General features: G+C 38.9%; 23 protein-coding genes. 15 read left to right on the plus strand and 8 right to left on the minus strand.

Annotated elements, in window-relative coordinates:
* Together P20311_RS10490 and P20311_RS10495 are read right to left on the minus strand one after the other, a co-directional pair.
* A complete protein-coding gene (locus tag P20311_RS10490; RefSeq protein WP_008112534.1) occupies nucleotides 1–3,030 on the minus strand; it encodes an EAL domain-containing protein in 3,030 nt (1,009 codons plus the stop codon).
* Nucleotides 3,031–3,271: 241 nt separating this feature from the next.
* A complete protein-coding gene (locus tag P20311_RS10495) occupies nucleotides 3,272–3,901 on the minus strand; it encodes a hemolysin III family protein (protein ID WP_008112536.1) in 630 nt (209 codons plus the stop codon).
* 283 nt (nucleotides 3,902–4,184) lie between these two features.
* On the opposite strand from P20311_RS10495, the gene P20311_RS10500 reads away from it, so the two are divergent.
* From P20311_RS10500 to P20311_RS10570, 15 genes are all read left to right on the plus strand, one after another.
* On the plus strand, nucleotides 4,185–4,463 hold the full coding sequence (locus tag P20311_RS10500; RefSeq protein ID WP_008112538.1) for a hypothetical protein: 279 nt from the start codon (nucleotides 4,185–4,187) through the stop codon (nucleotides 4,461–4,463).
* 229 nt (nucleotides 4,464–4,692) lie between these two features.
* Entirely contained in the window at nucleotides 4,693–5,271 is a 579-nt protein-coding gene (locus P20311_RS10505) for an LON peptidase substrate-binding domain-containing protein (RefSeq protein ID WP_036933580.1), read from the plus strand.
* A 70-nt stretch (nucleotides 5,272–5,341) separates the two neighbouring features.
* Nucleotides 5,342–5,965 (plus strand): sigma-70 family RNA polymerase sigma factor, encoded by a 624-nt coding sequence (locus P20311_RS10510; protein WP_008112542.1) that lies wholly within the window; start codon nucleotides 5,342–5,344, stop codon nucleotides 5,963–5,965.
* Nucleotides 5,958–6,623 (plus strand): ChrR family anti-sigma-E factor, encoded by a 666-nt coding sequence (locus P20311_RS10515; RefSeq protein WP_008112543.1) that lies wholly within the window; start codon nucleotides 5,958–5,960, stop codon nucleotides 6,621–6,623. Before P20311_RS10510 ends, P20311_RS10515 begins: the two co-directional genes overlap by 8 nt.
* A gap of 8 nt (nucleotides 6,624–6,631) precedes the next feature.
* Nucleotides 6,632–7,585 carry a DUF523 and DUF1722 domain-containing protein gene (locus P20311_RS10520; protein ID WP_008112545.1) on the plus strand — a complete coding sequence of 318 codons (954 nt, stop codon included), beginning with the start codon at nucleotides 6,632–6,634 and terminating at the stop codon, nucleotides 7,583–7,585.
* Nucleotides 7,585–8,979 carry a deoxyribodipyrimidine photo-lyase gene (gene phrB / locus P20311_RS10525; RefSeq protein ID WP_008112547.1) on the plus strand — a complete coding sequence of 465 codons (1,395 nt, stop codon included), beginning with the start codon at nucleotides 7,585–7,587 and terminating at the stop codon, nucleotides 8,977–8,979. The genes P20311_RS10520 and phrB overlap by 1 nt, the downstream gene beginning before the upstream one ends.
* Nucleotide 8,980: 1 nt before the next feature.
* Entirely contained in the window at nucleotides 8,981–9,409 is a 429-nt protein-coding gene (locus tag P20311_RS10530) for a nuclear transport factor 2 family protein (protein ID WP_008112549.1), read from the plus strand.
* Between the two features lie 2 nt (nucleotides 9,410–9,411).
* A complete protein-coding gene (locus P20311_RS10535) occupies nucleotides 9,412–10,122 on the plus strand; it encodes an SDR family NAD(P)-dependent oxidoreductase (protein ID WP_008112550.1) in 711 nt (236 codons plus the stop codon).
* Complete coding sequence (locus P20311_RS10540) at nucleotides 10,119–11,372, plus strand: NAD(P)/FAD-dependent oxidoreductase (protein WP_008112551.1); 1,254 nt, start codon at nucleotides 10,119–10,121, stop codon at nucleotides 11,370–11,372. The genes P20311_RS10535 and P20311_RS10540 overlap by 4 nt, the downstream gene beginning before the upstream one ends.
* A complete protein-coding gene (locus P20311_RS10545) occupies nucleotides 11,365–12,102 on the plus strand; it encodes a DUF1365 domain-containing protein (RefSeq protein ID WP_008112552.1) in 738 nt (245 codons plus the stop codon). The genes P20311_RS10540 and P20311_RS10545 overlap by 8 nt, the downstream gene beginning before the upstream one ends.
* 51 nt (nucleotides 12,103–12,153) lie before the next feature.
* A complete protein-coding gene (locus tag P20311_RS10550; RefSeq protein ID WP_008112553.1) occupies nucleotides 12,154–13,416 on the plus strand; it encodes a cyclopropane-fatty-acyl-phospholipid synthase family protein in 1,263 nt (420 codons plus the stop codon).
* The gene (locus P20311_RS10555; protein ID WP_036933577.1) at nucleotides 13,394–13,894 is read left to right on the plus strand and encodes a DUF2878 domain-containing protein; all 501 of its coding nucleotides are present in this window, start codon (nucleotides 13,394–13,396) and stop codon (nucleotides 13,892–13,894) included. The genes P20311_RS10550 and P20311_RS10555 overlap by 23 nt, the downstream gene beginning before the upstream one ends.
* A gap of 23 nt (nucleotides 13,895–13,917) precedes the next feature.
* Nucleotides 13,918–14,406 carry a chalcone isomerase family protein gene (locus P20311_RS10560; RefSeq protein WP_008112555.1) on the plus strand — a complete coding sequence of 163 codons (489 nt, stop codon included), beginning with the start codon at nucleotides 13,918–13,920 and terminating at the stop codon, nucleotides 14,404–14,406.
* 1 nt (nucleotide 14,407) lies between these two features.
* A complete protein-coding gene (locus P20311_RS10565) occupies nucleotides 14,408–14,950 on the plus strand; it encodes a DUF3833 domain-containing protein (protein ID WP_008112557.1) in 543 nt (180 codons plus the stop codon).
* A gap of 205 nt (nucleotides 14,951–15,155) precedes the next feature.
* Nucleotides 15,156–15,431: an HU family DNA-binding protein gene (locus P20311_RS10570; RefSeq protein WP_008112559.1), complete on the plus strand. Its 276-nt coding sequence runs from the start codon at nucleotides 15,156–15,158 to the stop codon at nucleotides 15,429–15,431.
* 98 nt (nucleotides 15,432–15,529) lie between these two features.
* On the opposite strand, the gene ilvN is transcribed toward P20311_RS10570, so the two are convergent.
* The 6 genes from ilvN to xni form a co-directional block, all read right to left on the minus strand.
* Nucleotides 15,530–16,030: an acetolactate synthase small subunit gene (gene ilvN / locus P20311_RS10575; protein ID WP_008112561.1), complete on the minus strand. Its 501-nt coding sequence runs from the start codon at nucleotides 16,028–16,030 to the stop codon at nucleotides 15,530–15,532.
* A complete protein-coding gene (locus P20311_RS10580; RefSeq protein ID WP_008112564.1) occupies nucleotides 16,030–17,754 on the minus strand; it encodes an acetolactate synthase 3 large subunit in 1,725 nt (574 codons plus the stop codon). The genes ilvN and P20311_RS10580 overlap by 1 nt, the downstream gene beginning before the upstream one ends.
* A 447-nt stretch (nucleotides 17,755–18,201) precedes the next feature.
* On the minus strand, nucleotides 18,202–19,209 hold the full coding sequence (locus tag P20311_RS10585; RefSeq protein WP_008112567.1) for an isocitrate dehydrogenase: 1,008 nt from the start codon (nucleotides 19,207–19,209) through the stop codon (nucleotides 18,202–18,204).
* A 179-nt stretch (nucleotides 19,210–19,388) separates the two neighbouring features.
* Nucleotides 19,389–21,071, minus strand: a complete 1,683-nt coding sequence (locus P20311_RS10590) for a hypothetical protein (RefSeq protein WP_008112569.1) — start codon at nucleotides 21,069–21,071, stop codon at nucleotides 19,389–19,391.
* Nucleotides 21,071–21,466: a DUF3192 domain-containing protein gene (locus tag P20311_RS10595; protein ID WP_008112571.1), complete on the minus strand. Its 396-nt coding sequence runs from the start codon at nucleotides 21,464–21,466 to the stop codon at nucleotides 21,071–21,073. The genes P20311_RS10590 and P20311_RS10595 overlap by 1 nt, the downstream gene beginning before the upstream one ends.
* Before the next feature lie 69 nt (nucleotides 21,467–21,535).
* Nucleotides 21,536–22,309 (minus strand): flap endonuclease Xni, encoded by a 774-nt coding sequence (gene xni, locus P20311_RS10600; protein ID WP_008112573.1) that lies wholly within the window; start codon nucleotides 22,307–22,309, stop codon nucleotides 21,536–21,538.
* Nucleotides 22,310–22,311 lie beyond the last annotated feature (2 nt).

A 22,311-nucleotide genomic window follows, 5' to 3' on the forward strand; every position in this document is an offset into this window, starting at 1 on the left:
CTAATTATCCATTTTATGTAAGTCAGTTAAAGCCCAAATTTCATCAGCAGTCCATTCGTTTAACCAAATAGGAATATCCTCAGCTTTCATGGGTTTGGCAATGCCATAACCTTGTGCTAAATGACAGCCAAGAAGCATAAGAGTTGCTGCATGCTCAGGCGTTTCTACCCCCTCAGCAATTACCTTGCGTTTAAATGATTTAGCCAGTGCAATAACGCCTTTTACTATTGCTAAGTCGTCAGAATCTTCCAGCATATCTCTAATGAAGCTTTGATCTATCTTTATTAAGCTTGCAGGTAAACGTCTTAAGTATGTGAGTGAGGAGTAACCGGTACCAAAATCATCCAACGAAAAATCAACCCCTAACGCTTTACAATCTTGCATAGTTTTAGATACATGGGTCACATCGCTCAGTGCACTGGTTTCTAGCACTTCTAGCTCTAAATTGGTTGCATTCACTTGTGGGTGCGCCAATAGTAATTCAGTTAACTTTGAAGTAAATTCAGGTTGTTGTAATTGTACTGCAGCAACATTAACACTCACTTTTATAGTTAAACTTGGCGTTAATGATTGCCATTGATTAATTTGAGTCAAGGCGGTATCAATAACCCACTCGCCAACGTCTATCATTAGTTGATTGTTTTCAATGGCTGGTAAAAACTCGATAGGGCTTAGTAAGCCACGCTCGGGATGTTGCAAGCGTATTAACGCCTCTACGCCAATCATATCGCCGGTTCGCATATCAACCTTAGGTTGATAATAAAGTACAAACCAATTGTTAGCTAAGGCCTCACGAATAAGCGTTATGCCTTTTTGCTGTGTCTTAACGGTATCACCTTGGCTAGTATCAAATAAGTGATAGCGGTTTTTGCCCATTTGTTTAGCTATATACATGGCTTGATCTGCATGGCGCATTAGTTGATCGGCATCAAAATTATCTTCAGGGTATACGGTCACCCCAATACTTGCAGAAACATTTAAGACAATGTCATTCACTGTCACCGGTTTAGCTGCTGCAGCTAATAGCCGCTCGAGCACAGGAACACAATCGGCAATTGATTCTAGATTAGTTAATACGCCAACAAATTCATCGCCACCAATACGGGCTAAGCTATCACCTTCACGCAGTGCATCTTTTAAACGGATAGAAATTGCAACAAGTAACTTATCGCCAATATCATGGCCATGTGAGTCATTTACTTGTTTAAATCCATCTAAATCTAGAAACACCACAGCCAATGAATTGTTATGACGACGGCATTGCAACATAGTTTGGCTAAGCCTATCGGCAAGCAGCACACGGTTTGGCAAGTTAGTTAATAAATCATAATGAGCAATCCGGCTAAGTTGCTCTTGTTGGCGTTTAGCTTGGGTTATATCGGTAAATATCCCTAAATAAAAGGTAACGTCGTTATCATCTGTTAACACAGAAATAGTGAGTAGCTCTGCATATAATTCGCCATTTTTTTTGCAATTCCAAATCTCCCCTTGCCAATGGCCAAACTTATTTAATTGTAGCCACATATCCTTATAGAAAGAGTCTGATTGTTTACCTGAGTTTAAAAATGCAGGGGTGCGACCAATGACCTCTTCATGGCTATAACCAGTTATCCGACAAAAAGCAGGGTTAACATCAACAATATGACGATTTACATCGGTAATGATAATGCCTTCATGGGTATCTCTAAATACGCGTGAGGATAAGTGCAGCTTTTCTTCAATTAACTTTCTCTCAGTAATATCGATTGATACACCCAACATAGTGACTGCACTACCTTGATTATCTCTTACGAGTGTTCCTTTGGTATTAAACCAACGAATTTTGCCACGTTTATTAACAATACGATGATCAACATTATATTCCTTTGCATCGTCAATGCACTGTTCTATATTTTTTATGATATCGGCACGATCATCAGGGTAAATAATGGCCAGGTATTCATTTTTAGTCATTTCTAGTTGTTTAACATTGCCGTTTATTAATCTAATACCATGTTCAGAAAAACGGATTATATTGGTTTTTATATCCCATTCCCAAGTCGCAATCCCACCTACTTTTTGACTCAGAAGAAGCCGTCTTTCGGTATCGGTAAGTGCTTTAATATTATTTTGTAGTGCATGAGTACGTTGCGTTACTTTTTTTTCTAGTTTTAGGTGACTGGCTCTTAAGCGAGTCACTAAATAAGCAGTGACTGTGGTTAAAAAGATGAACAGGGTTGCAATGGCAACACCAAATAACAGCATGCTACTATCTTTCCAGCCATTGATAGGATAAGTTTTAAATACCCAAACCCCATTTGGTACTTGTATATTAAAGTCGACAGTATTTTTTATTTTTTGTTTTTTTGAGGTAACAATAATTTGCACATCATTTGTATCGGGCATGACTTTTGAAAGCTCATAGCCAATACCTGCCTGTGGCAGTTGTGCTAAGTTAACGCTTTGGAGAATATCAGGAAAGCGTATAAGCGCAGTAGCAAACCCCCAAAACTTATTACCGTCTTGAGTGTCAAGATAGACAGGTAACCTAGCAGCAGCCCCCATTCCTCCTTGAAATAACTCAAACGGCCCTGCAAGGGTTAATTTCCCGGTTTTTTTGGCCAAAAAGGCCTCTTGAGTTCGCAGTGGATTTTCTAATACATTATTTCCTATGGCGCTTTCATTGCCTTTGAGTGGCACTACGTGTGTAAGGATACCGTTTTTGTGAAGCTGTAAAGCTGCAAGGCCAGGGTAGAGCGCTAACATTTCAGATGCAAGCTCTTCAAAGCCTTCTGTTTTACCATTTTGAGTACGAATTAAGGCCGCAATTGGGTAGGCGGCAGAAAGCGCTTGATTTAGGTTATTTCTAATGTGGTTTACGTAACTACCTGAAACCTCTCTAATAGAGATTTGCTTCTGCTGATAAATGTATTGATCAAGTAAGTAAATTGAATACACAGCGGCAAGCGTTGACATTAAAAAAGTGATCAACACCAGTCTTGCATAGATAAACAAGCTTAATATTTGTGGGCGTGTTTTAGATAATGACAATATTAATAACACCTAGCGTTGTTTGATACCAACCCGCAATAATACTTAATTAAGCGAGTTGGTATGAGCCGCGTCCATTTAAATCAATGGCGTTTTCAGTTCCTAGAAACAGTATAGCAAACAGGTTTTAGATCATGAGATAGATTTTGTTATACTTTGTCATTAATAAGTACATTTGCAGGGTATTAGTTAAAAACGCAGGTAATGAGGGGATATTTAAAAAGACTATGTGTATTGTTGCTTAATACACATAGCGGGTAATGGCAATATAATGGCTAACACATCCACCAATAACAAAGAGGTGCCAAATAGCATGGCTATATTGAGTACTTTTAGCACTATAAAAAATAGTACCTACACTATAAAATAAGCCGCCAGCTAATAGCCAATAAAGTGCATTGATAGGCACGTTTAAATAAAGCGGATACACAATGGCTAATGCAAACCATCCCATTAATAAATAAGTAGCCAGTGATACTTTCTTATTGCCATTTTTAACCAATAGCTTATAAGCGATGCCTGCAAACGCTACTGTCCAAATAAAGGCTAAGGTAGCCCAAGACCAGAGCCCAGATAACGACAGCAACAAAAAGGGCGTGTAGGTGCCTGCAATCAATAAATAGATGGCGCAATGATCACATTTTTTGTAAAACGCTCTCAACCTAGGGCGCACACTGGCGTGATAAAGCGTTGAAGATAAAAATAAAATAAATAAGCTACTGCCATATATCAAAGTACTTGCATAACTTTTAACACTGTTAGTTTGTTTAACTAAATCCCAAAAAACAAAAGCAGCAAATACAATACCTAAAGCATGACTAATAACATTTAACAGCTCTTCTTTTTTAGAATAGGGGGCTTCAACAGACATAACAGATCCTACCACTTAACTAGATTGTTTTCAGTGTACACGTGTACGCTAGAATTTTCAATTGAGAAATAACTTCCCTTAATTTACTGAGCATTAACAAACACACTATTATTTGGTTTTATTTTTTAAATTGTTGGTCAAATTTACTAATTTAGATTTTAAGCTTTTCATTTTTATTATTTTATTTAATTTAAAAACAATAACTTAACTATTTTTTTCTTTATGGCATAGCCCTTGATAGTAACTAAGTGTACTAACCAATAAACAAACAAGGAATATCATTATGAAAACTTCAATCAACATGACAATCGCTAGCTTACTTGTATTAGGCTCAACTCAGGTTAACGCGACAGAAGTCGATTTAAATATTACAGATATGCTAACTAAAACAGTGTCTACTTATGTATCACAAGCAAGCAATGAGCTTGAAAAGTCCGTTAAGGAAGCCGTTTCTTTTGATGCGCAGCTCATCCTTGATGGCTTACTTGAAACTAATCCTGTAGTTAATAATAACAACATGGATGAAAAACAACGTGTAGTAAAAGCACAACCAAAGCAGTAAAAAAAGGGAATAAAGTAATGAACAGTGAGTTCGAACTATTAGCCATTATGTTGGCGCCTGTGGCAAGTATACTAAGTGTTTATTACTTGGTTTACATGATAAAAAATGTGGGAACGAGGTTAAATTAGTAGATGCATTTACCCTGTAAAGCAATCGATGTAACTAAAGCTGATCGACTTGAATAAAGCGCACGTAAATAAAGGCAGAGTGTTTGAAAGAAGTAGACTTTATGAAACGTGCGATTTTCCCATTACCTATATTTATACTACCTGAAGGCTATACGCGATTACGCATATTTGAGCCTCGTTATTTAACGATGGTAAAAAACGCATTAAAAACCAGTAGCGGTTTTGTTTTATGTACGTTTGAGCATGACACCCCTTTGAACATAAGTGCCCAAGGTTGCTTAATGGATGTGATTGACTTTGATCAAGACGAAAGCGGTATGCTATTGATTGATGTTTTTGCATCGAAAAGTGTACAAATAGATAACGTGTATCAAGATGAGCAGGAACTTCGCCACGGTGATGTATCCGCTTGCAACACACCGTATTGGTATAACAAAGATAACCACGAAATTGGTCAGCACCACCTTTTACAAGTGGCACTGGAAGAAGTCTTTGCAAATAACCCCGATTTGCAATCGCTGTACAAAACTACCAAGTTTAATCAGCTCACGTGGATTGTTGCACGATGGCTTGAATTACTCCCCATTTCTATAGAGAAAAAACAACAACTTGCATTTGAGACTAACTTTGATAACTTGCTCAGTTTCCTCCATACTGTGATTAATAACGAATTTGCCTAAAATAATTATGATCCGCTTATAATCTTTGCTCGTAATGGTATCTACTAAAGCAATAACGGGACATTTTACTATGGTAAGTCAACAACAATCACTACGTTGTGAACCTAACACAGGTAAGTACGCTGCCATGCCAGAAACGCCAAGTACGGAACTCAGGGAAGCATTAGTTAATGTTGCTCAATCTCGCGATAAAAAATCATTCGCGTACTTGTTTGAGTATTTCGCACCAAAAATCAAACGCTTTGGCATAAAGCAGTTTGGTGTTGAAGCCCAAGCAATGGAATTAGTGCAAGAAACACTTACGTCAGTGTGGCGTAAAGCCCACCTGTATAATAGCGACAAGGGTGCGGCTACTACATGGGTTTACACAGTAATGCGTAATGCTTCTTTTGATATGCTTCGTAAAATGAAAAGTAACAAAGAAGAAAACATAAGCGAAGATATCTGGCCGTTATTGAACGAATCTGAAGATACAAACCACGAGTATAGTGACCACCTTGAAGATCAACAAATAAAGCGTTACCTAGATAAATTGCCACAAGCGCAAAGAGAAGTGGTACGCGGTGTTTATTTTCAAGATATGTCGCAAGAGCAGCTTGCTCAACAATTAAACATTCCAGTAGGCACGGTAAAATCACGATTACGTTTAGCCTTGCAGAAATTACGTAATGAAATGGGAGATCAGCATGATTAAACATCACCCGAGTGAAACACTACTGACACAATACTGTGCAGCAACACTTCCAGCATCACTTAGCCTTGCAGTATCAATACATGTTGATATGTGCCCTGTGTGCCAAGCAAAAGTTGAAAAACTTGAGGCAAGTAATGCGCATGCAGTTTTTAGTGACAATATGGATGTGACAACTGTTGAACAAACAGACGATATAATTGAATCAAGTTTACTTGATATGATCACTGCCGATGACTCGATTGATGAAGTATATTCTGTTGAACCGGTTAGTATTAGCGTCAACGAACATAACTACAGCTTACCGAGGGCTCTTACACGGATTTCGCATGGCAAATTTACTCAAGTGGGTAAGCTTGCGCGTTCTCGTATAGCGCTTGATGATGGTCATTTACGTTCAAGTTTGTTACATATAGATGCTGGTGGAGAAATTCCAGAGCATACGCATACTGGATTTGAGGTTACCCTACTTCTTGATGGTGAATTTACAGACGAAGAGGGTAGCTATGTGCCTGGTGATTTTATTTGGCAAGATGGCCGTCACCAACACACTCCCCTAACAAAAGAGGGATGTTTGTGCTTTACTGTTGTTAGCAGTGCGCTACATTTCAATAAAGGACTTAGCAAGTTACTTAACCCAATTGGTGGCTTGATCTATTAAGAGAATATATGCAAACAGATACAATAAAAATAGGCATTAGTGCCTGCTTAGCAGGCGAAAAGGTTAGATTTGACAGTGGTCATAAAAAATCCAATTTTTGTATGGAAGAGCTGGCCAAGCATGTTGAATATAAAATGTATTGTCCTGAGGTTGCTGTAGGTTTACCCATACCTCGCCCGACAATTCGTCAAGTAAGAACTGCTGATACTATTAAAGTGTGTCGACCAGATGGAACCGGTGATGTTGGCCCTCAACTGACAGAATATGGTAAAAAAATAGCCACAGAACAAGCAGGCCATCTTAGCGGGTTCGTTTTTTGTGCAAAGAGTCCAAGCTGTGGAATGGAACGCGTCAAAATATACAATGAGGCAGGAACGGGTAACACGTCTGAGGGAATTGGTTTTTTTGCTGAACAGATTATGAAGCATAATCCTTTATTACCTTGTGAAGAAAATGGTCGCTTAAATGATGTTCATTTACGCGAGAACTTTGTAATGCGTGTTTTTACGTTGCATAACTGGCAGCAACTCGTTAAAGAGCCTGTTACAGTTCATCGCCTTACTCAGTTTCATGCTCAATACAAATACTTGTTAATGGCTCATAACTATCAGGCTTACCGTGATTTAGGCCACTTACTTGGTACGTTTGTAGGTGATGACGTAAATGCACTCGCCGATGAGTACATTCTGGGTTTAATGACAGCGCTTAAACGACCTGCTTCAAGAAAAAATAATTCAAATACGCTAATGCATTTACAAGGATACTTCAAGAAAGATTTATCAAAAATCGAAAAAGAAGAAATGCGTGAAGCGATTGAAGAATATCGCCAGGGTTTAGTGCCGCTTTATGTACCACTGACTTTGCTTAAACACCATTTAAAGGTTCATCCAAATGAGTATTTAAGCAAGCAAATTTACTTTAACCCTTATCCTAATGAACTTAAGTTACGTTACGGTTTGTAATGAAAACACTATTTTGGTTTAGGCGCGATTTGCGCCTTTTTTCTAACGAAGCGCTTATTGAAGCGTTAAATAATGGTGCTAAACACGCCATTTTTTTTGTGTGCGAAAAACAATGGGCAGAGCATAATACCGCAGCCATTCAAATTGACTTATTAAAACGCAGAGTGAGTTATATTCGCGAAAAACTTGCCAAATACGGTGTTAATTTACATGTAATAAACGCTCCTCTTTTTGCCGATTGCCAAACTAAACTTCTCGATTTTTGTCAGCAGCATGAGATTAAACATATTATAGCCAATACTGAGTACGAGCTTAATGAGTTTAATAGGGACAAAGCGATTCGAGAACAGTGCGATCAACAGCAAATAACGTTTACTTTATACGAGGGTGAAATAATTGCTCCCGTAGGCAGTGTGCGTACTCAAAATAATGAAATGTATAAAGTATTTACACCGTTCAAACGCGCGTGGTTAAAGCAGTATCAAGATACACATTTTAGTTTATTGCAGTGGCCGTTATCTGAAGAGCCGATAGAAATCGAACCATGTGAGTCACTCTGTGGTGATGAAAGCTCAAAAAAATGGCCTGTCGACGATGAGACCTTATCAACCGTAGTTGATAATTTTATTCACGATAAATTAGCAAGTTATGATGATGTACGTGACATACCAAGCGTAAAAGGGACCTCGGGTTTAAGCCCCTACTTAGCCCTCGGGGTTGTTAGTAGTAAGCAATTAATGGTTAATATACAACAACATTATCCCGATATACTCACTACTTCTAAAAGTAAAACATTTACCTGGGTTAACGAACTCATTTGGCGTGAATTCTATAAACATTTAATTGCCGAATTTCCTAAATTATCACGCGGTGCTAACTTTAACGAAAAGTACGATAGTGTGCGTTGGCGTGACAGTGACGCTGATTTTAAGCAATGGTGCGAAGGTCGCACGGGTTATCCGCTTGTTGATGCCGCTATGCAACAGCTTTTGCAAACAGGCTGGATGCATAATCGTTTGAGAATGGTAGTTGCAAGTTTTTTAACTAAACATCTACTGATTGATTGGCGTAAAGGCGAGCAGTTTTTTATGCAGCATCTTATTGATGGCGATTTAGCCTCAAACAATGGCGGCTGGCAATGGGCTGCAAGTACCGGATGTGACGCTCAACCTTACTTTAGAGTATTCAATCCTATCACCCAAAGTGAACGCTTTGATCCAAGTGGTGATTTTATTCGTAAATATCTGCCTGAATTAGAAAAAGTGCCAGATAAACACATTCATTTCCCACATACTTACTTAGCAGCAACGGGGCAAAATGAACACTGTTACTGGCCGGCAATTGTTGATCATAAAGCGGCACGAGCGAGGGCTTTAGCTGCATTTAAGGTGTGATATGGATAACCAATTATCAGTCGATAAATTTGTAGAAATATACCAAAAGCTTGATAAAGATAACCTAGACTTATTAACTGAAATTTACGCTCAAAACATTCACTTTATAGATCCGCTGCATGAGATTAATGGCCTTGAAGATTTAAGACGTTATTTTTGTGGTTTATATAGTAATGTTAAGCATTGTCGATTTGACATAACCGATTCATTTACCAACGATAATAATGCATTTGTATACTGGACAATGCATTATTCTCACCCAAAACTTAATGCAGGTAATACAATTTCAGTGCAAGGGCACAGTAAACTCGTTTTCGAAGGTGAAAAAATTATTAATCACCGAGATTACTTTAACGCTGGAGAGCTTTTGTATAAGCATATTCCATTACTGGGCAACATTATTAATTTTATTGATAAAAGGGCTGGTTAATTATGATTACGCTTATTACAGGTGCAACATCAGGTATAGGTGAACAACTTGCAATAAAGTATGCTGAGGAGGGCGACACAGTCATTGCGTGTGGACGAAATACGCAAAAGCTCGCTGAACTTGCAAAACATAACAACATAGAAACCTGCCAATTTGATGCAACTAACTTGCAAGATATTAAAGCTGCGACCCTAGGTTACCCACAATTTGACCGTGTTATTCTTAACGCTGGTAATTGCGAGTATGTTGATGATGCTCGTAATTTTGATAGTGCTCTTTTTGAACGTGTTATCAATGTTAACTTACTCTCTATGGGTTATTGCTTAGAAGCACTACTACCTAAAATAACATCAGGCGGCCAGTTAGTGATGGTTAGTTCGAGTGTTACTTACTTACCTTTACCTCGGTCAGAAGCTTATGGCGCATCAAAGGCGGGCGTGAGTTATTTAGCTAAAACCTTGGCAGTGGATTTAAATGATGTTGATGTCACACTAGTTCATCCTGGTTTTGTAAAAACCCCGCTTACTGATAAAAATGATTTTCCTATGCCTATGGCTGTTAGCGCTGAAAAAGCGGCTGATTACATTATAAAAGGCGTTAAAAAGCGTCGTAAAGAAGTTCATTTTCCGTATCGTTTCACACTTATATTAAAAGCATTGCGAATATTGCCACTTTCGCTTTGGCTTAAAATTGCAAAAGGATTAACCCGTTGAAAAAAATAGCAATAATTGGGACTGGCGTATCAGGTTTAACCTGCGGACACCTATTGCACAAGCATTATGATGTCACTCTATTTGAAAAGAATGATTATATTGGTGGCCACACTGCCACGGTAGATGTAAATCACAGTGGTATCAACTATGCGGTTGATACCGGTTTTATTGTATTTAACGATAGAACATATCCTTACTTTGAAAAGCTGCTTGAGCGCATCGGTGTAAAACGTAAACCAACACAAATGAGCTTTAGCGTTCACAACGAAGCTACGGGCTTTGAGTACAATGGGCATACATTTACAAGTTTGTTTGCTCAGCGTAGAAACATAGTTAGACCTAAGTTTTGGCGTTTGTTATACGATATCGTGCGTTTTAACAAACTGTGTAAGGCTTTGTATGAAAAAGGCCAATACACTGAGCAATCACTCGGTGAGTTGCTAAAACAGCATCGCTTTAATGACTTCTTTAAATACCACTACATTTTGCCAATGGGTGCAGCTATTTGGTCTACTAGTATTAAAGAGATGGAAAACGTGGGCGTGGAATTTTTTGTAAAATTCTTTTTTAATCACGGTTTATTAGATATTACTAATCGTCCACAATGGTATGTTATTCCGGGTGGTTCTCGTGAATACATCAAACCTCTGATCGCCGGCTTTGCTGATAAAATACAACTAAACACTCACATAAAATCGGTAACCAGAGATGAGCAGGGTGCAACAATTACTTTTGCTGATGGTGAGCAAGCTGTGTTTGATAAAGTTATTTTCGCGTGTCATTCAGATCAAGCGTTAGCGTTACTTGGTGATGCCTGCGAGCAAGAAAGCAAAGTGTTGGGTGCTATCCCATACACAGAGAATTCGGTGGTGTTACATACAGATGTATCATTATTACCAGATAGGAAAGCTGCGTGGGCGAGTTGGAATTATTTACTAAATAATAATACCGACAAAGCCGCTGTGGTTACGTATCAAATGAACATACTGCAAGGGATAGACTCTGATACCCAATTTTGTGTCACTTTAAATCACTTAGAAGGGATCAACCAAAGTAAGATTTTACGTGAATTTACCTATCACCACCCCGTGTTTAATCAACAATCAATTGCTGCTCAGCAACTGAAGAGTACGGTTGATGGTCAAAACAATACCTATTTTTGTGGTGCCTATTGGTATAACGGCTTTCATGAAGATGGCGTACGTAGTGCCGTTGATGTTTCAAAACAACTTGGAGTAGAGTTTGACTAATGCAGTGTATTTAGGCGATGTAAAGCATCGCCGTTTTGCTGTAAAACACCATGCGTTTAATTACCCACTTTATATGATGTGGGTTGATTTAAATAATACTCACGCGCTCAATGGCGTCCACAAACAGCTCGGTACTTCAGGATTTAAAGCATTAAAGTTTGAGCAATCTGATTATTTAAAGGGGTTACTCGATAGTCAACATCAGCCCATTATAGAGCGTGCCCATGCGCAGCTAGCCCAGCTGGGCGTAGATGAAAAATTTAGCCATGTATACCTGCTAGGGCAATTACGCTGTTTGGGCATTTATTTCAGCCCTGTAAACTTTTATTTTTTTGGTCATCAAGATAATGAATTTAGCTACATGGTGGCTGAGGTGAGTAATACTCCATGGAATGAGCGACATTACTACTTGGTTCCCCTACAAAAAAAAGTGAACTTTAAGAAAGTATTTTCCGTATCACCTTTTATGAATTTAGATATGAACTATCATTGGACAGTACGTCAAAAGAAAGACAATATACTGATTCGTATAGAAAATAAGCGCGATGAAGAACTGCTTTTTGATGCTTCATTAAGGTTACAGCGTCAACCATTGTGCAATGTTCAAATGAGCAAGCTGTTAAAGCGTTTTCCTGCGATGACTTGGTCTATTTTCAGAGGTATTTACTATCAGGCATTTAAATTGTTTGTTAAAAAAGTCCCATTTTTAGGTCATTCAGGCAAACTTTAAAATTTTAATTTATGTTGTTTAACAAGTAATAACAATAATATAGGTAAGTATATGGAAAAGGTATCGAGCTTACGCGTTCAGGAACGCACTAGTTGGTTTACTAACTTGTATAAAAAGTTAGTGTTTAAAGCGTTCTCGTCAATTGAAACGGGCCAAATAGTACTGGTTGAGAATAACCAGCAGTCTGTATTTGGAGATGCGTCTTCAGAGCTTAAAGTAACGGTAACTGTAAACGATAACGCCATGTATAAAGCGTTCGCACTTTCAGGTAGTGTGGGTGCAGGTGAGTCATACATTTTAGGGCAATGGCAATGTGACAATTTAACTCGCTTAATCGAAATTTTTGCGATTAACCAAGATCAGTTAGATGCGTTTGAAAAGAAATTTGCGTTCTTTAGCAATATCGCCCACCGTATAAACCATATAAAAAACAAAAACTCTCATGCAGGTTCAAAAAAGAATATTGTTGCTCACTATGACTTAGGCAACGACTTATATGAGTCTTTCTTAAGTAAAGAAATGCTATATTCGAGCGCGGTCTACCCAAGCAAAGACGCCACTCTTGAACAAGCGCAGCAATACAAACTTCAACGTATTTGTGAACAAGTTGAATTACAGCAAGGTGACACAGTTATTGAAATTGGTACAGGGTGGGGGGCATTTGCCATTTATGCCGCAACTCATTATGACTGTCATGTAACCACGACCACTATTTCTGATGAACAACACGACTATGTTGCTAACAAAGTTAAACAGCTTGGACTCGAAAGCAAAATCACTTTACTCAAACAAGACTACCGTCTATTGACTGGAAAATACGATAAGCTGGTCTCAATAGAGATGATTGAGGCAGTAGGTCATGACTACTTACCTAGCTTCTTTACCAAGTGTGGTGAGTTATTAAAAGATGACGGTGCCATGCTTATTCAAGCAATTACGATTAGCGATCAGCGTTATCAACATTACTTAAAAAATTCAGACTTTATACAACAGTATATTTTCCCTGGTGGGTGTTTGCCTTCGCTTAATGAAATGAGTGAACAAATTAAAAATAACACCGATATGAATATCCACACCATCAATGATATTGGTGCTCACTATGCCCGCACTCTTGCCGATTGGCGTGAGCGTTTTATTGCCAGCTGGCCAGAGCTTGATAGCGATAAGTTTGATGATCGTTTCTATCGCTTATGGCTATTTTACCTTGCCTATTGTGAGGGGGCATTCAGAACTCGAGCCACCAGTACTGTGCATTTAATGGCACGTAAACCCCGCTTTACGAGTAGTAATGATGAGATTGCACTCGCTTATTAACTTTTTGCTGTTTCAGGTAGTGTGGTTTATGTGCCTGCTACTTGAACAGGACTCATTAGTTTTTTCTGCTGTAGTCATAGCGTTGATGTTTTACTTATCAGCACAAAAAAAACAAGATGCTTTACTGGTTTTTAAAGCCCTGCCATTGGCTCTATTGTGTGAGTTTATTGCGGTTCAGTTAGGGCTATTTGAGTTTAAAGTTGATCCGTTTCCATTATGGCTGGTGTTTTTATGGATCGCATTAGTGCTGTGTATTAACACCTCAATGTCGTTTCTAACTAAGCTTAAACCGTGGCAAGCATTTTGTGTGTGTTTGTTATTCGCGCCAGGCAGTTATTGGGCTGGTTCGCGATTTGATGTACTAGAATTAGGGATGCCACTGTGGCAGTTTTGGCCACTTTACGGTGCTTTATGGGCTGCAACATTTACCCTTATTTTATTTATAAACGGTAAAATAGGCGCGTTTGTTAAGCAATAAAATGATACTGCTTGGAGGTAACGATGAAAACGCTTTTAAATTTACTTATGGTCTATGCTTTAATCAACTCCGTTGCTTACGCTGACACCCAATTTAATAAGGTGGGCGAAGCCCGCATGGAATATCTGTTTTGGGATGTTTATGATGCAACGCTTTACACACCCTCTGGTACTTATACTGCCAAGCAAACGCCTGTTAAATTTACCTTAACTTACTTGCGCGATTTTGACGCTAAAGACATTGTAAAAGCGACTAATGAACAGTGGCAACATTTAGGCAAACCTCAACTTTCAGCTCGCTATGCAGATAAATTACTCTCGATATGGCCAAATATTAAAAAAGGTGAATCGTTAACCTTGCTGACTGATCAGCAAGGACACAGTACTTTTTTTCATAACGATAACCCAATAGGCCGTATTGATGATGCCACGTTTGCTGAAGATTTTTTAGCTATTTGGTTAAGTGAAAATACGTCGGAACCATCAATTAGAAATCAACTACTAGGGATTTAATATGATTAATCTAAAACGCGTTAAAGTCGCCATGGTATTGGCCGTTAGCTTTTTTATTGCCAGTTGTTCAGCCCCAAGTGTTGAACATTACAAAGGTTCAGAGCCAAATTTCGATTTTAAGACCTTCTTTAGTGGCGATTTGAAAGCCTATGGCGTTGTACAAGACTTTAAAGGTGAATTAACCCGTAAGCTTGTTGTGGATTTAAGCGCTACGTGGGACGGCAATAAGGGCATTATTGAAGAAGATTTTGTTTACGATGATGGGGAAACACAAAAACGCATCTGGAAAATAACCTTAAACGACGATAACACTTTAACTGGAACGGCCTCAGATGTTTTAGGAATAGCCACAGGTGAAAGTGACGGCAGTGTGTTTCATTGGAATTATAATGTAGAGATCCCTTACGATGGCAGCACGTTGGAAGTTAATTTTGACGATTGGATGTACCTAGTAACAAATACCCGCTTGATAAACCGTACGTCTATTGTTAAGTTTGGTGTTGAGGTTGGGGAAGTGATCTTAGTAATAGAGAAGGTAGAGTGAGTCATTAAGGTGCAAAGCTGCACTAATAGTGTGCCTAAATTAAGCTTTTGTTAACTCAACTCGCTGTAATTTACAGTGAATTTTACTATTTTTACTAATTTTTTAGTATTTTAGATAAAAAACGTAATTTGCTGTTGCTAACTCTTCGAAAATGCATAAAGATAGGATTTGCGAAGGCAAAATAATAACGAATAGGAATCTAATAATGAACAAAGCTCAACTAGTTGAAAAAATCTCTACTGACGCAGAAATCTCTAAAGCAGCCGCTACACGTGCACTTGATGCATTCACAGGCGCTGTAACTTCTTCATTAAAAGAAGGCAACTCTGTTGCATTAGTTGGTTTTGGTACTTTTTCAGTTAAAGAACGTGCTGCACGCACGGGTCGTAACCCACAAACGGGTGCAGAAATCCAAATTTCAGCAGCGACTATCCCAAGCTTTAAACCAGGTAAAGGTCTTAAAGACCAAGTAAACCTATAATTTTTGGTTTATAAAATATAATAAAAGGGCTATTAAGCCCTTTTTTTTTATCGTAAATTTTTGGTTATTTAATTTACGCTATTTAACCTTAGATCAGCTTATTTAGCTTTAAGCGCTTTATCACCTCGGCCAATGCCGACCGCGCCTGAGCGTACTACTTCTATGATGTCGGTTTCGTGGCGTAAGGTATCTAAGAACGACTCTATTTTATCGGTGCTGCTTACCAGTTGTAGGCTATAACTCTGGCGACCCATATCTAAAATAGCCCCTTGAAATACATCAACAACGCGGGTTACTGCCGCACGAGTTGCTTCGTCTTTGGCAAATACTTTTACTAATAGTAGTTCACGCTCTATGTGGCTCATGTCAGTTAAATCAATCACTTTAAGCACATCGACCAGTTTGTTCACTTGCTTCGTTATTTGTTCAACAATTCTGTCATCGCCCTTAGTGGTTACCGTAATGCGAGAAAGTGATTCATCGTCTGTGGTACCCACTGTTAAGCTATCAATATTGTAGGCTCGCTGAGAAAATAGTCCCACTATACGTGATAACGCACCGGGTTCATTTTCTAATAATATAGATAATATACGACGCATTATGCCTTCACTCCTTTTCTTAACCACATCTCATCTATGCCACCGTGCTTAATTTGCATCGGATAAACATGTTCTTTTTCGTCTACTAAAATATCTAAAAATACCAATCTATCGGTGATCGACATGGCTTTGTCTATCGCTGGTTGTAACTCATCAAGGGTGTTTACTCTGATACCCACATGGCCATAGCTTTCAACAAGCTTTACAAAATCAGGCAAAGATTCCATATACGATGAAGAGTGTCTGCCGCCATAAATCATGTCTTGCCATTGTCTTACCATCCCCAGTGAGCGGTTATTTAAGGAGATCACCTTTACTGCTAAGTTATACTGTAAACAGGTTGATAGCTCTTGAATGTTCATTTGTATAGAGCCGTCGCCAGTTACACATAAAGACTCTTTTTCAGGAAAAGCCAGTTTAACGCCCATTGCTGCAGGTAAACCAAAGCCCATAGTGCCTAAACCACCGGAATTGATCCACTGTCGAGGGTGTTTAAATGGGTAATACTGCGCGGCAAACATTTGGTGTTGGCCAACATCAGAGCTGACATAAGCATCTCCGTTGGTCGCTTCATATATTGCCTCTATAACTGCCTGAGGTTTTATTTTGTCACCATCGCTATTGTAACTAAGGCATTTTTGTTCACGCCAGCTGATCACTTGTCGCCACCAATCTTCTTGTGCACTGCGATCAATTTTAATTGGACTTTTATCTATGGCAGTTTGTAATTGCTCAAGTACCGTTGCCAAACAGCCAACAACAGGAATATGTGATTTAATGGTTTTAGAAATAGAGGTTGGATCAACATCAACATGCACGATAGTGGCATTAGGGCAGAATTTTTGAACGTTATTAGTAACCCGATCATCGAATCGTGCGCCAAGCGCTAAAATAACATCGGCATTGGCCATTGCTTTATTGGCTTCTAATGTACCGTGCATACCCAACATACCAATAAAGTTGGGGTGTATGCCCGATATACCGCCCAGTCCCATTAGGGTGTTGGTTATAGGGGCGTTAAGCGATTCGACTAAATGAGTTAGTTGCTCTGAGGTGTTTGAAAGCACAATACCGCCACCAGAATAGATAACCAGTTTCTTCGCTTCTAAAATCGCAGTAACGGCCTTACGAATTTGTTTAGAGTGACCCTTGGTATTAGGGTTATAGGTTCTAAGTTCGGTTGCTGGCGGGAAGTTGTAAGCAAAAGTCAGTTCTGGGTTAAGCATGTCTTTAGGAAGTTCTACTACCACCGGGCCTGGGCGGCCAGTGCTGGCAATATAAAAGGCTTTGGCAAGAATATTAGGTATTTCACTAGCGCTTCTACAATTAAAGCTATGCTTTACAATGGGGCGAGAGCAGCCAACAATATCGGTTTCTTGAAACGCGTCATCGCCAATTAGGTTTGTTGGTACCTGACCTGATAACACCACCATAGGAATTGAATCCATATACGCAGTTGCTATGCCTGTTACACAATTTGTTGCACCAGGGCCTGATGTAGCAAGTACAACACCTACCTCACCGGTGGCTCTTGCATAGCCATCGGCCATGTGTGTAGCCGCTTGTTCATGGCGTACTAAAATGTGCTCAATATCGTCTTGCTGAAAAAGTGCGTCGTATAAATCTAATACTGAGCCGCCGGGATAACCAAATATATACTTTACCTTTAGCTCTTTTAATGACTTAACAACCAATTCAGAGCCATTATATTCTTGTTTACTCATCCTCATTCCTCTGTTGATTACATGCAAAAAAAAACCCCCGCGTAGTGCGAGGGTTTTAAAAAGCATTTTTCACCTTTTAATACATCCCCGCTGGGCTTATCACTAAGACCAGTACGAGTAAGACTAAAAGGCGAAATTGTGTATTCATGATGTTTTGCTCTTTAAAATAAAATGCTGTTTAAATAACAATTTTTGTATGTGGTTATTTTTAAGGCTTTTGAACGCACATGTCAACCCATTAAACTGATTTTTGGATTAAAAATTCATTTTTAAATGTTTTTTAATCTAATAATCTATTTGATATGAGTTATTTTCACTTTATAAGCAGAAATTATGCAGTTTTGCGTGTTCACTTAGGGTTGGGGATGGTCAGAGAGAAAATTTAAATGCTGTGTTTCTGGCATAAAAAAAGCCAGCATTAGCTGGCTTTTAATTTAACAGTCCTAATTACAGACGGTCAATTACTGATTGTGTGAAATCAGTAGTGCCGTGGCTGCCGCCTAAATCGCGGGTAGTACGGTCGCCTGATTTAATTACATCAGCCACTGCGCTACGAATACGCTCAGCTGTATCGCCCATGTTTAAATGCTCTAGCATTTGAATAGAGGCTAAAATCACTGACGTAGGGTTTGCAAGGTTTTTACCAGCAATATCAGGTGCGCTACCATGAACAGCTTCAAAAATAGCAGCATCTTCACCAATGTTTGCACCAGGTGCCATGCCTAAACCGCCTACTAAGCCTGCACATAAGTCAGATAAAATATCGCCAAATAAGTTCGTTGTAACGATAACGTCAAACTCTTCAGGGGTCATTACAAGCTTCATACATGTTGCATCAACAATCATTTCAGTTGATTCAATTTCTGGGTAACGCTCAGCTACTTCACGCGCCACTTTTAAGAATAAACCAGAGGTTGATTTTAAAATATTTGCTTTATGTACAGCAGTTACTTTTTTACGACCTTCGCGCACAGCAAGTTCGTATGCGAACGTTACAATTTTTTCTGCGCCTTCGCGAGTGATCACTGATTTTGCTTCAGCTTCAGTACCATCTTCAGATACAACTTGGCCTGCACCTGAATACATACCTTGTGTGTTTTCACGAATAGTGATGATATCAATATCGTCGTAACGTGCTTTAGTACCGGCAAACGATTTAACCGGACGTACATTGGCATACAAACCAAATTGCTTACGAAGCGTTACGTTGATAGATGTAAAACCTTCGCCTACTGGCGTGGTTAATGGCCCTTTTAAGGTGATTTTATTTTTAGCAATTGTGTCAATTGTTTCTTGTGGAAGCAATTCGCCCGTTTTTTCAAGCGCAGCAAGGCCAGCGTCAACAAATTCATAATCAAAATCGCATCCTGCGGCTTTTAGTATTTCAAGTGCTGAGTCGATAATGCTTGGGCCGATGCCGTCGCCTTTGATCACTGTTATGGTTTGTTTGGCCATGAACTTTTCCTTTAAAGATTTGGATACACACATAAATAATAAACACTTACAGAGTTTAGACTACTTATATGACAGGGGTGCTAAATTTAAGCCGGCATTTATACCAATTTATTAGACATTTTGCCAGTTTATAGTATCAATACAGGGTATAACTTTAAGTTATAACGATAATAAGTCAGCTAAATACTATTGTGTAACCCTAAGCGCAGCAGCGATTGATTAAAATCGGCTTCACTTTGCCAACCATGGCGACTAAGTTGTTGATTCAATATTTGCTGTTGCCATGCTGTTAATGGCAGGTTAGGTTGAAGTATACGCTGTGCCACTACCTTTAGTGCCGCCCATAATTGACCGGCATCATTAAGCTGCTTTTTAGGGAGTTGCTCAGCATTTAATAAAGCCGATGCCCACGGATCGCCACTAAGTAATTCGTTAAGCTCGTTATTTAAATGAGGAGCATCTATTTTGTTTACACCAAAAAATGCACTAAACGGTGTATCGAGCGATTTATTCGGTGTTTTGTCAATGGTAATTTTTCTAGAAATATTTGGGCTGTAATGTATCAACACATAATATAAGTAAGCATATAAGCTTAAGCTAATGCGCTCACTTTGTACGCGAGGATTATGTTTTACTAGTAGCGCTAAAATATTAATTAAACAGCTGATACGGGTGCATAAAAAGGCATGTAAAGGATGAGCGATACTATTTACTAATTGCTTAAACAGCACCCCTTGAATAATAGCCGGTGCTTTATCGTAACCCACCATAGATAAGCTATGTCTTAAGTCTTTAGCCGGTAATCGCTCTTTATTGTAGTGCTGCACCGCTATGCATACTGACTTTATAACATCAGGGTAGGGGGTAAGTAAGGTATTTAAAGCCTTAAAACTGTATTCTTTTTGAGCTTTTATTTGTTTTACTAATTGGTACAAAGGCGTTTGTGCAGAGTGTTCACTGTGTGGAATATTAACATGTTCACTGTCCCATACTTTTAAAAACAAGCGGTTATCATTGCACTCCCATGCTTTAGAGTCATCGGTGAGTGATGCTTTAATACGATACCATGCCATTTTAGTATTGGCGTTATTAACAATAATATGTCGTTCTAGCCTATCAGTGGCTAAATAAACCATGGCTTGGTCAGCATAGACGACTTGGCTGCCAGGTATGTATTGCCCTAGGTGGGCAACTAGCGCTTTTAATAACGCCTGTGCAAATGAGTTTGGGGTTCTTATATATAAATCGGCGACTGCTTTATAAAAATTTATGTGTTGTTGTTTTTCATTACAAGTAACGTTAAGTGCTAATATATTAGCTAAAGAAACCAACACACTGGCACCGTCATAAAGCATAATTTTAGGTGTATCTAATAATGCGTGTTTGTATTTGCCTAATTTTGCCAAAATATGAGCAATTTGATGCGCGGGTTGTTTAGCCGTTAATATTACTTTGGCTGCGAGCTTATGGCGTAATTGCCACATTTTTGTATCGGTTTCGTTAAACGTTTGATGTTGAGCTAACTTATTTAATTGCTTGGCAACACAAAGGTGTTCCACCAACGAGGCGCTAATGTAAAGCTCGGTTAAATTACTGTCGTAGTTTTGACTGCTACACAGAGCACAGGTTAATACACACTGATTAACGACTAAATTGGTTGCGTAGCTATAATGTGTTTTATACAGATTAAGCTGAGCTTGTAACGCTGCTGGGTTTTGTTTGTATATCGCTGCGTATTGCTCTGATAGTTTACACACAAGAGGGTAAAAGGTATGCCACTGGCTTTTATTATTATGGGAGTTTAAAAGCAGTTGCGTGCTTTCGAGTAGCTTTTTTAATTTACCCGACAGTGGAGCTTCCATTAAATTTTTCCATCATTATGCTCAAGGTATTTTTCATAAGCACTAGGGCCCCACATTAATAGTTGGCCATTTTTAAATAACAACCCAGTACATTCATCCATGGTGGTGATGCCGTCTGAGGTTTTGTGCTGGGTACGATAAAAAATCACTTGCCACACTTGCTCGCCATCACGTTTAGCATAGGTTAAATCTGGGCTACCTAAATATTCAAGCACATCATTTAGCGTAAAGGTATCTTCTAAGCGCAATTTTTCTATATAGCGTTTATTAAATGCTTCTCTGTCTTGCCAAATCATAGCTTGTGGATCGTCTTTATAAAACATAATAACCGACGTGGCTACTAGTGCATATAAGCCTAATCCTAATATTAAATACCTAAAAAACTTTTTAAACATTGCCTACCCAGACCAAAATAACTATCGCTAGTATACGTATTGCTAGTGTACAGTGCTATTAACTTGCGACTAATTAAGCCTTAACTGCTTTAAACTAAAGCCTAAATGGATATCTGTACGCAAACTCACCAGTTGCTTAGAAATAACAAACATATCCATATCCTCATTAAGCTTTTTTTGTAACCGCGCATTTAACGATTCATCAATTAGCGCATCTTCAATAGAGCTATATTTATTAACTAATTGCTGCGCGGATTTAACACCAATGCCTTTAACACCAGGAATGTCGTTGGTTTTATCGCCTGCAAGTGCCCAAAAGTCGATTAGTTTATGCTGCTCAACGGCGAAGCGCTCTTGAATGTGTTGTTCATTCAGGTGCTGCTTTTTAAAGTAATCGTAGACTTCAATATGCTCATTTAAATGAGGTAAAAAGCCTTTATCGGTCGAGACAATGGTGTTGTTTATCTGATTATTCGCGGCTTTATGCGCTAAAGTCGCAATAATATCGTCGGCTTCATCGTTAGTCGGTTCAAACACCACAATACCGGTTTCTTCAATGGCCGCTTTAAAATGTGGTAACGCGCTTTTTAGGGTCTCTGGCATGGGGGCACGGGAATGTTTGTAGTCTTTATAAAAGTGGTAACGCCAGCTTTTTTCACCATCAAAAACCGCAATTGCATGGGTTGCATTGGTGGTGGTTAAAAGTTTTTTGCATGCATGTGCAACCCGTGCACAGCAGGCTTTTAACATGTGCTCTTCGCTGTGATGGCTTTGGTTTGCATCAACAGCATAAATGCGCCTAATTAAATTAAGCGCATCAATAAGGAGTAAATGGGGATTCAATT

The organism is Pseudoalteromonas sp. BSi20311, assembly GCF_000239875.1.
Lineage (GTDB): Bacteria > Pseudomonadota > Gammaproteobacteria > Enterobacterales > Alteromonadaceae > Pseudoalteromonas.

What these genes read in the sequence shown, in the direction of transcription:
- P20311_RS10495 (WP_008112536.1), bottom strand. Translation starts at nt 3,901, where the DNA reads ATGTCTGTTGAAGCCCCCTATTCTAAAAAAGAAGAGCTGTTAAATGTT.
- P20311_RS10500 (WP_008112538.1), top strand. Translation starts at nt 4,185, where the DNA reads ATGAAAACTTCAATCAACATGACAATCGCTAGCTTACTTGTATTAGGC.
- P20311_RS10505 (WP_036933580.1), top strand. Translation starts at nt 4,693, where the DNA reads ATGAAACGTGCGATTTTCCCATTACCTATATTTATACTACCTGAAGGC.
- P20311_RS10510 (WP_008112542.1), top strand. Translation starts at nt 5,342, where the DNA reads ATGGTAAGTCAACAACAATCACTACGTTGTGAACCTAACACAGGTAAG.
- P20311_RS10515 (WP_008112543.1), top strand. Translation starts at nt 5,958, where the DNA reads ATGATTAAACATCACCCGAGTGAAACACTACTGACACAATACTGTGCA.
- P20311_RS10520 (WP_008112545.1), top strand. Translation starts at nt 6,632, where the DNA reads ATGCAAACAGATACAATAAAAATAGGCATTAGTGCCTGCTTAGCAGGC.
- phrB (WP_008112547.1), top strand. Translation starts at nt 7,585, where the DNA reads ATGAAAACACTATTTTGGTTTAGGCGCGATTTGCGCCTTTTTTCTAAC.
- P20311_RS10530 (WP_008112549.1), top strand. Translation starts at nt 8,981, where the DNA reads ATGGATAACCAATTATCAGTCGATAAATTTGTAGAAATATACCAAAAG.
- P20311_RS10535 (WP_008112550.1), top strand. Translation starts at nt 9,412, where the DNA reads ATGATTACGCTTATTACAGGTGCAACATCAGGTATAGGTGAACAACTT.
- P20311_RS10550 (WP_008112553.1), top strand. Translation starts at nt 12,154, where the DNA reads ATGGAAAAGGTATCGAGCTTACGCGTTCAGGAACGCACTAGTTGGTTT.
- P20311_RS10555 (WP_036933577.1), top strand. Translation starts at nt 13,394, where the DNA reads ATGAGATTGCACTCGCTTATTAACTTTTTGCTGTTTCAGGTAGTGTGG.
- P20311_RS10560 (WP_008112555.1), top strand. Translation starts at nt 13,918, where the DNA reads ATGAAAACGCTTTTAAATTTACTTATGGTCTATGCTTTAATCAACTCC.
- P20311_RS10565 (WP_008112557.1), top strand. Translation starts at nt 14,408, where the DNA reads ATGATTAATCTAAAACGCGTTAAAGTCGCCATGGTATTGGCCGTTAGC.
- P20311_RS10570 (WP_008112559.1), top strand. Translation starts at nt 15,156, where the DNA reads ATGAACAAAGCTCAACTAGTTGAAAAAATCTCTACTGACGCAGAAATC.
- ilvN (WP_008112561.1), bottom strand. Translation starts at nt 16,030, where the DNA reads ATGCGTCGTATATTATCTATATTATTAGAAAATGAACCCGGTGCGTTA.
- P20311_RS10580 (WP_008112564.1), bottom strand. Translation starts at nt 17,754, where the DNA reads ATGAGTAAACAAGAATATAATGGCTCTGAATTGGTTGTTAAGTCATTA.
- P20311_RS10585 (WP_008112567.1), bottom strand. Translation starts at nt 19,209, where the DNA reads ATGGCCAAACAAACCATAACAGTGATCAAAGGCGACGGCATCGGCCCA.
- P20311_RS10590 (WP_008112569.1), bottom strand. Translation starts at nt 21,071, where the DNA reads ATGGAAGCTCCACTGTCGGGTAAATTAAAAAAGCTACTCGAAAGCACG.
- P20311_RS10595 (WP_008112571.1), bottom strand. Translation starts at nt 21,466, where the DNA reads ATGTTTAAAAAGTTTTTTAGGTATTTAATATTAGGATTAGGCTTATAT.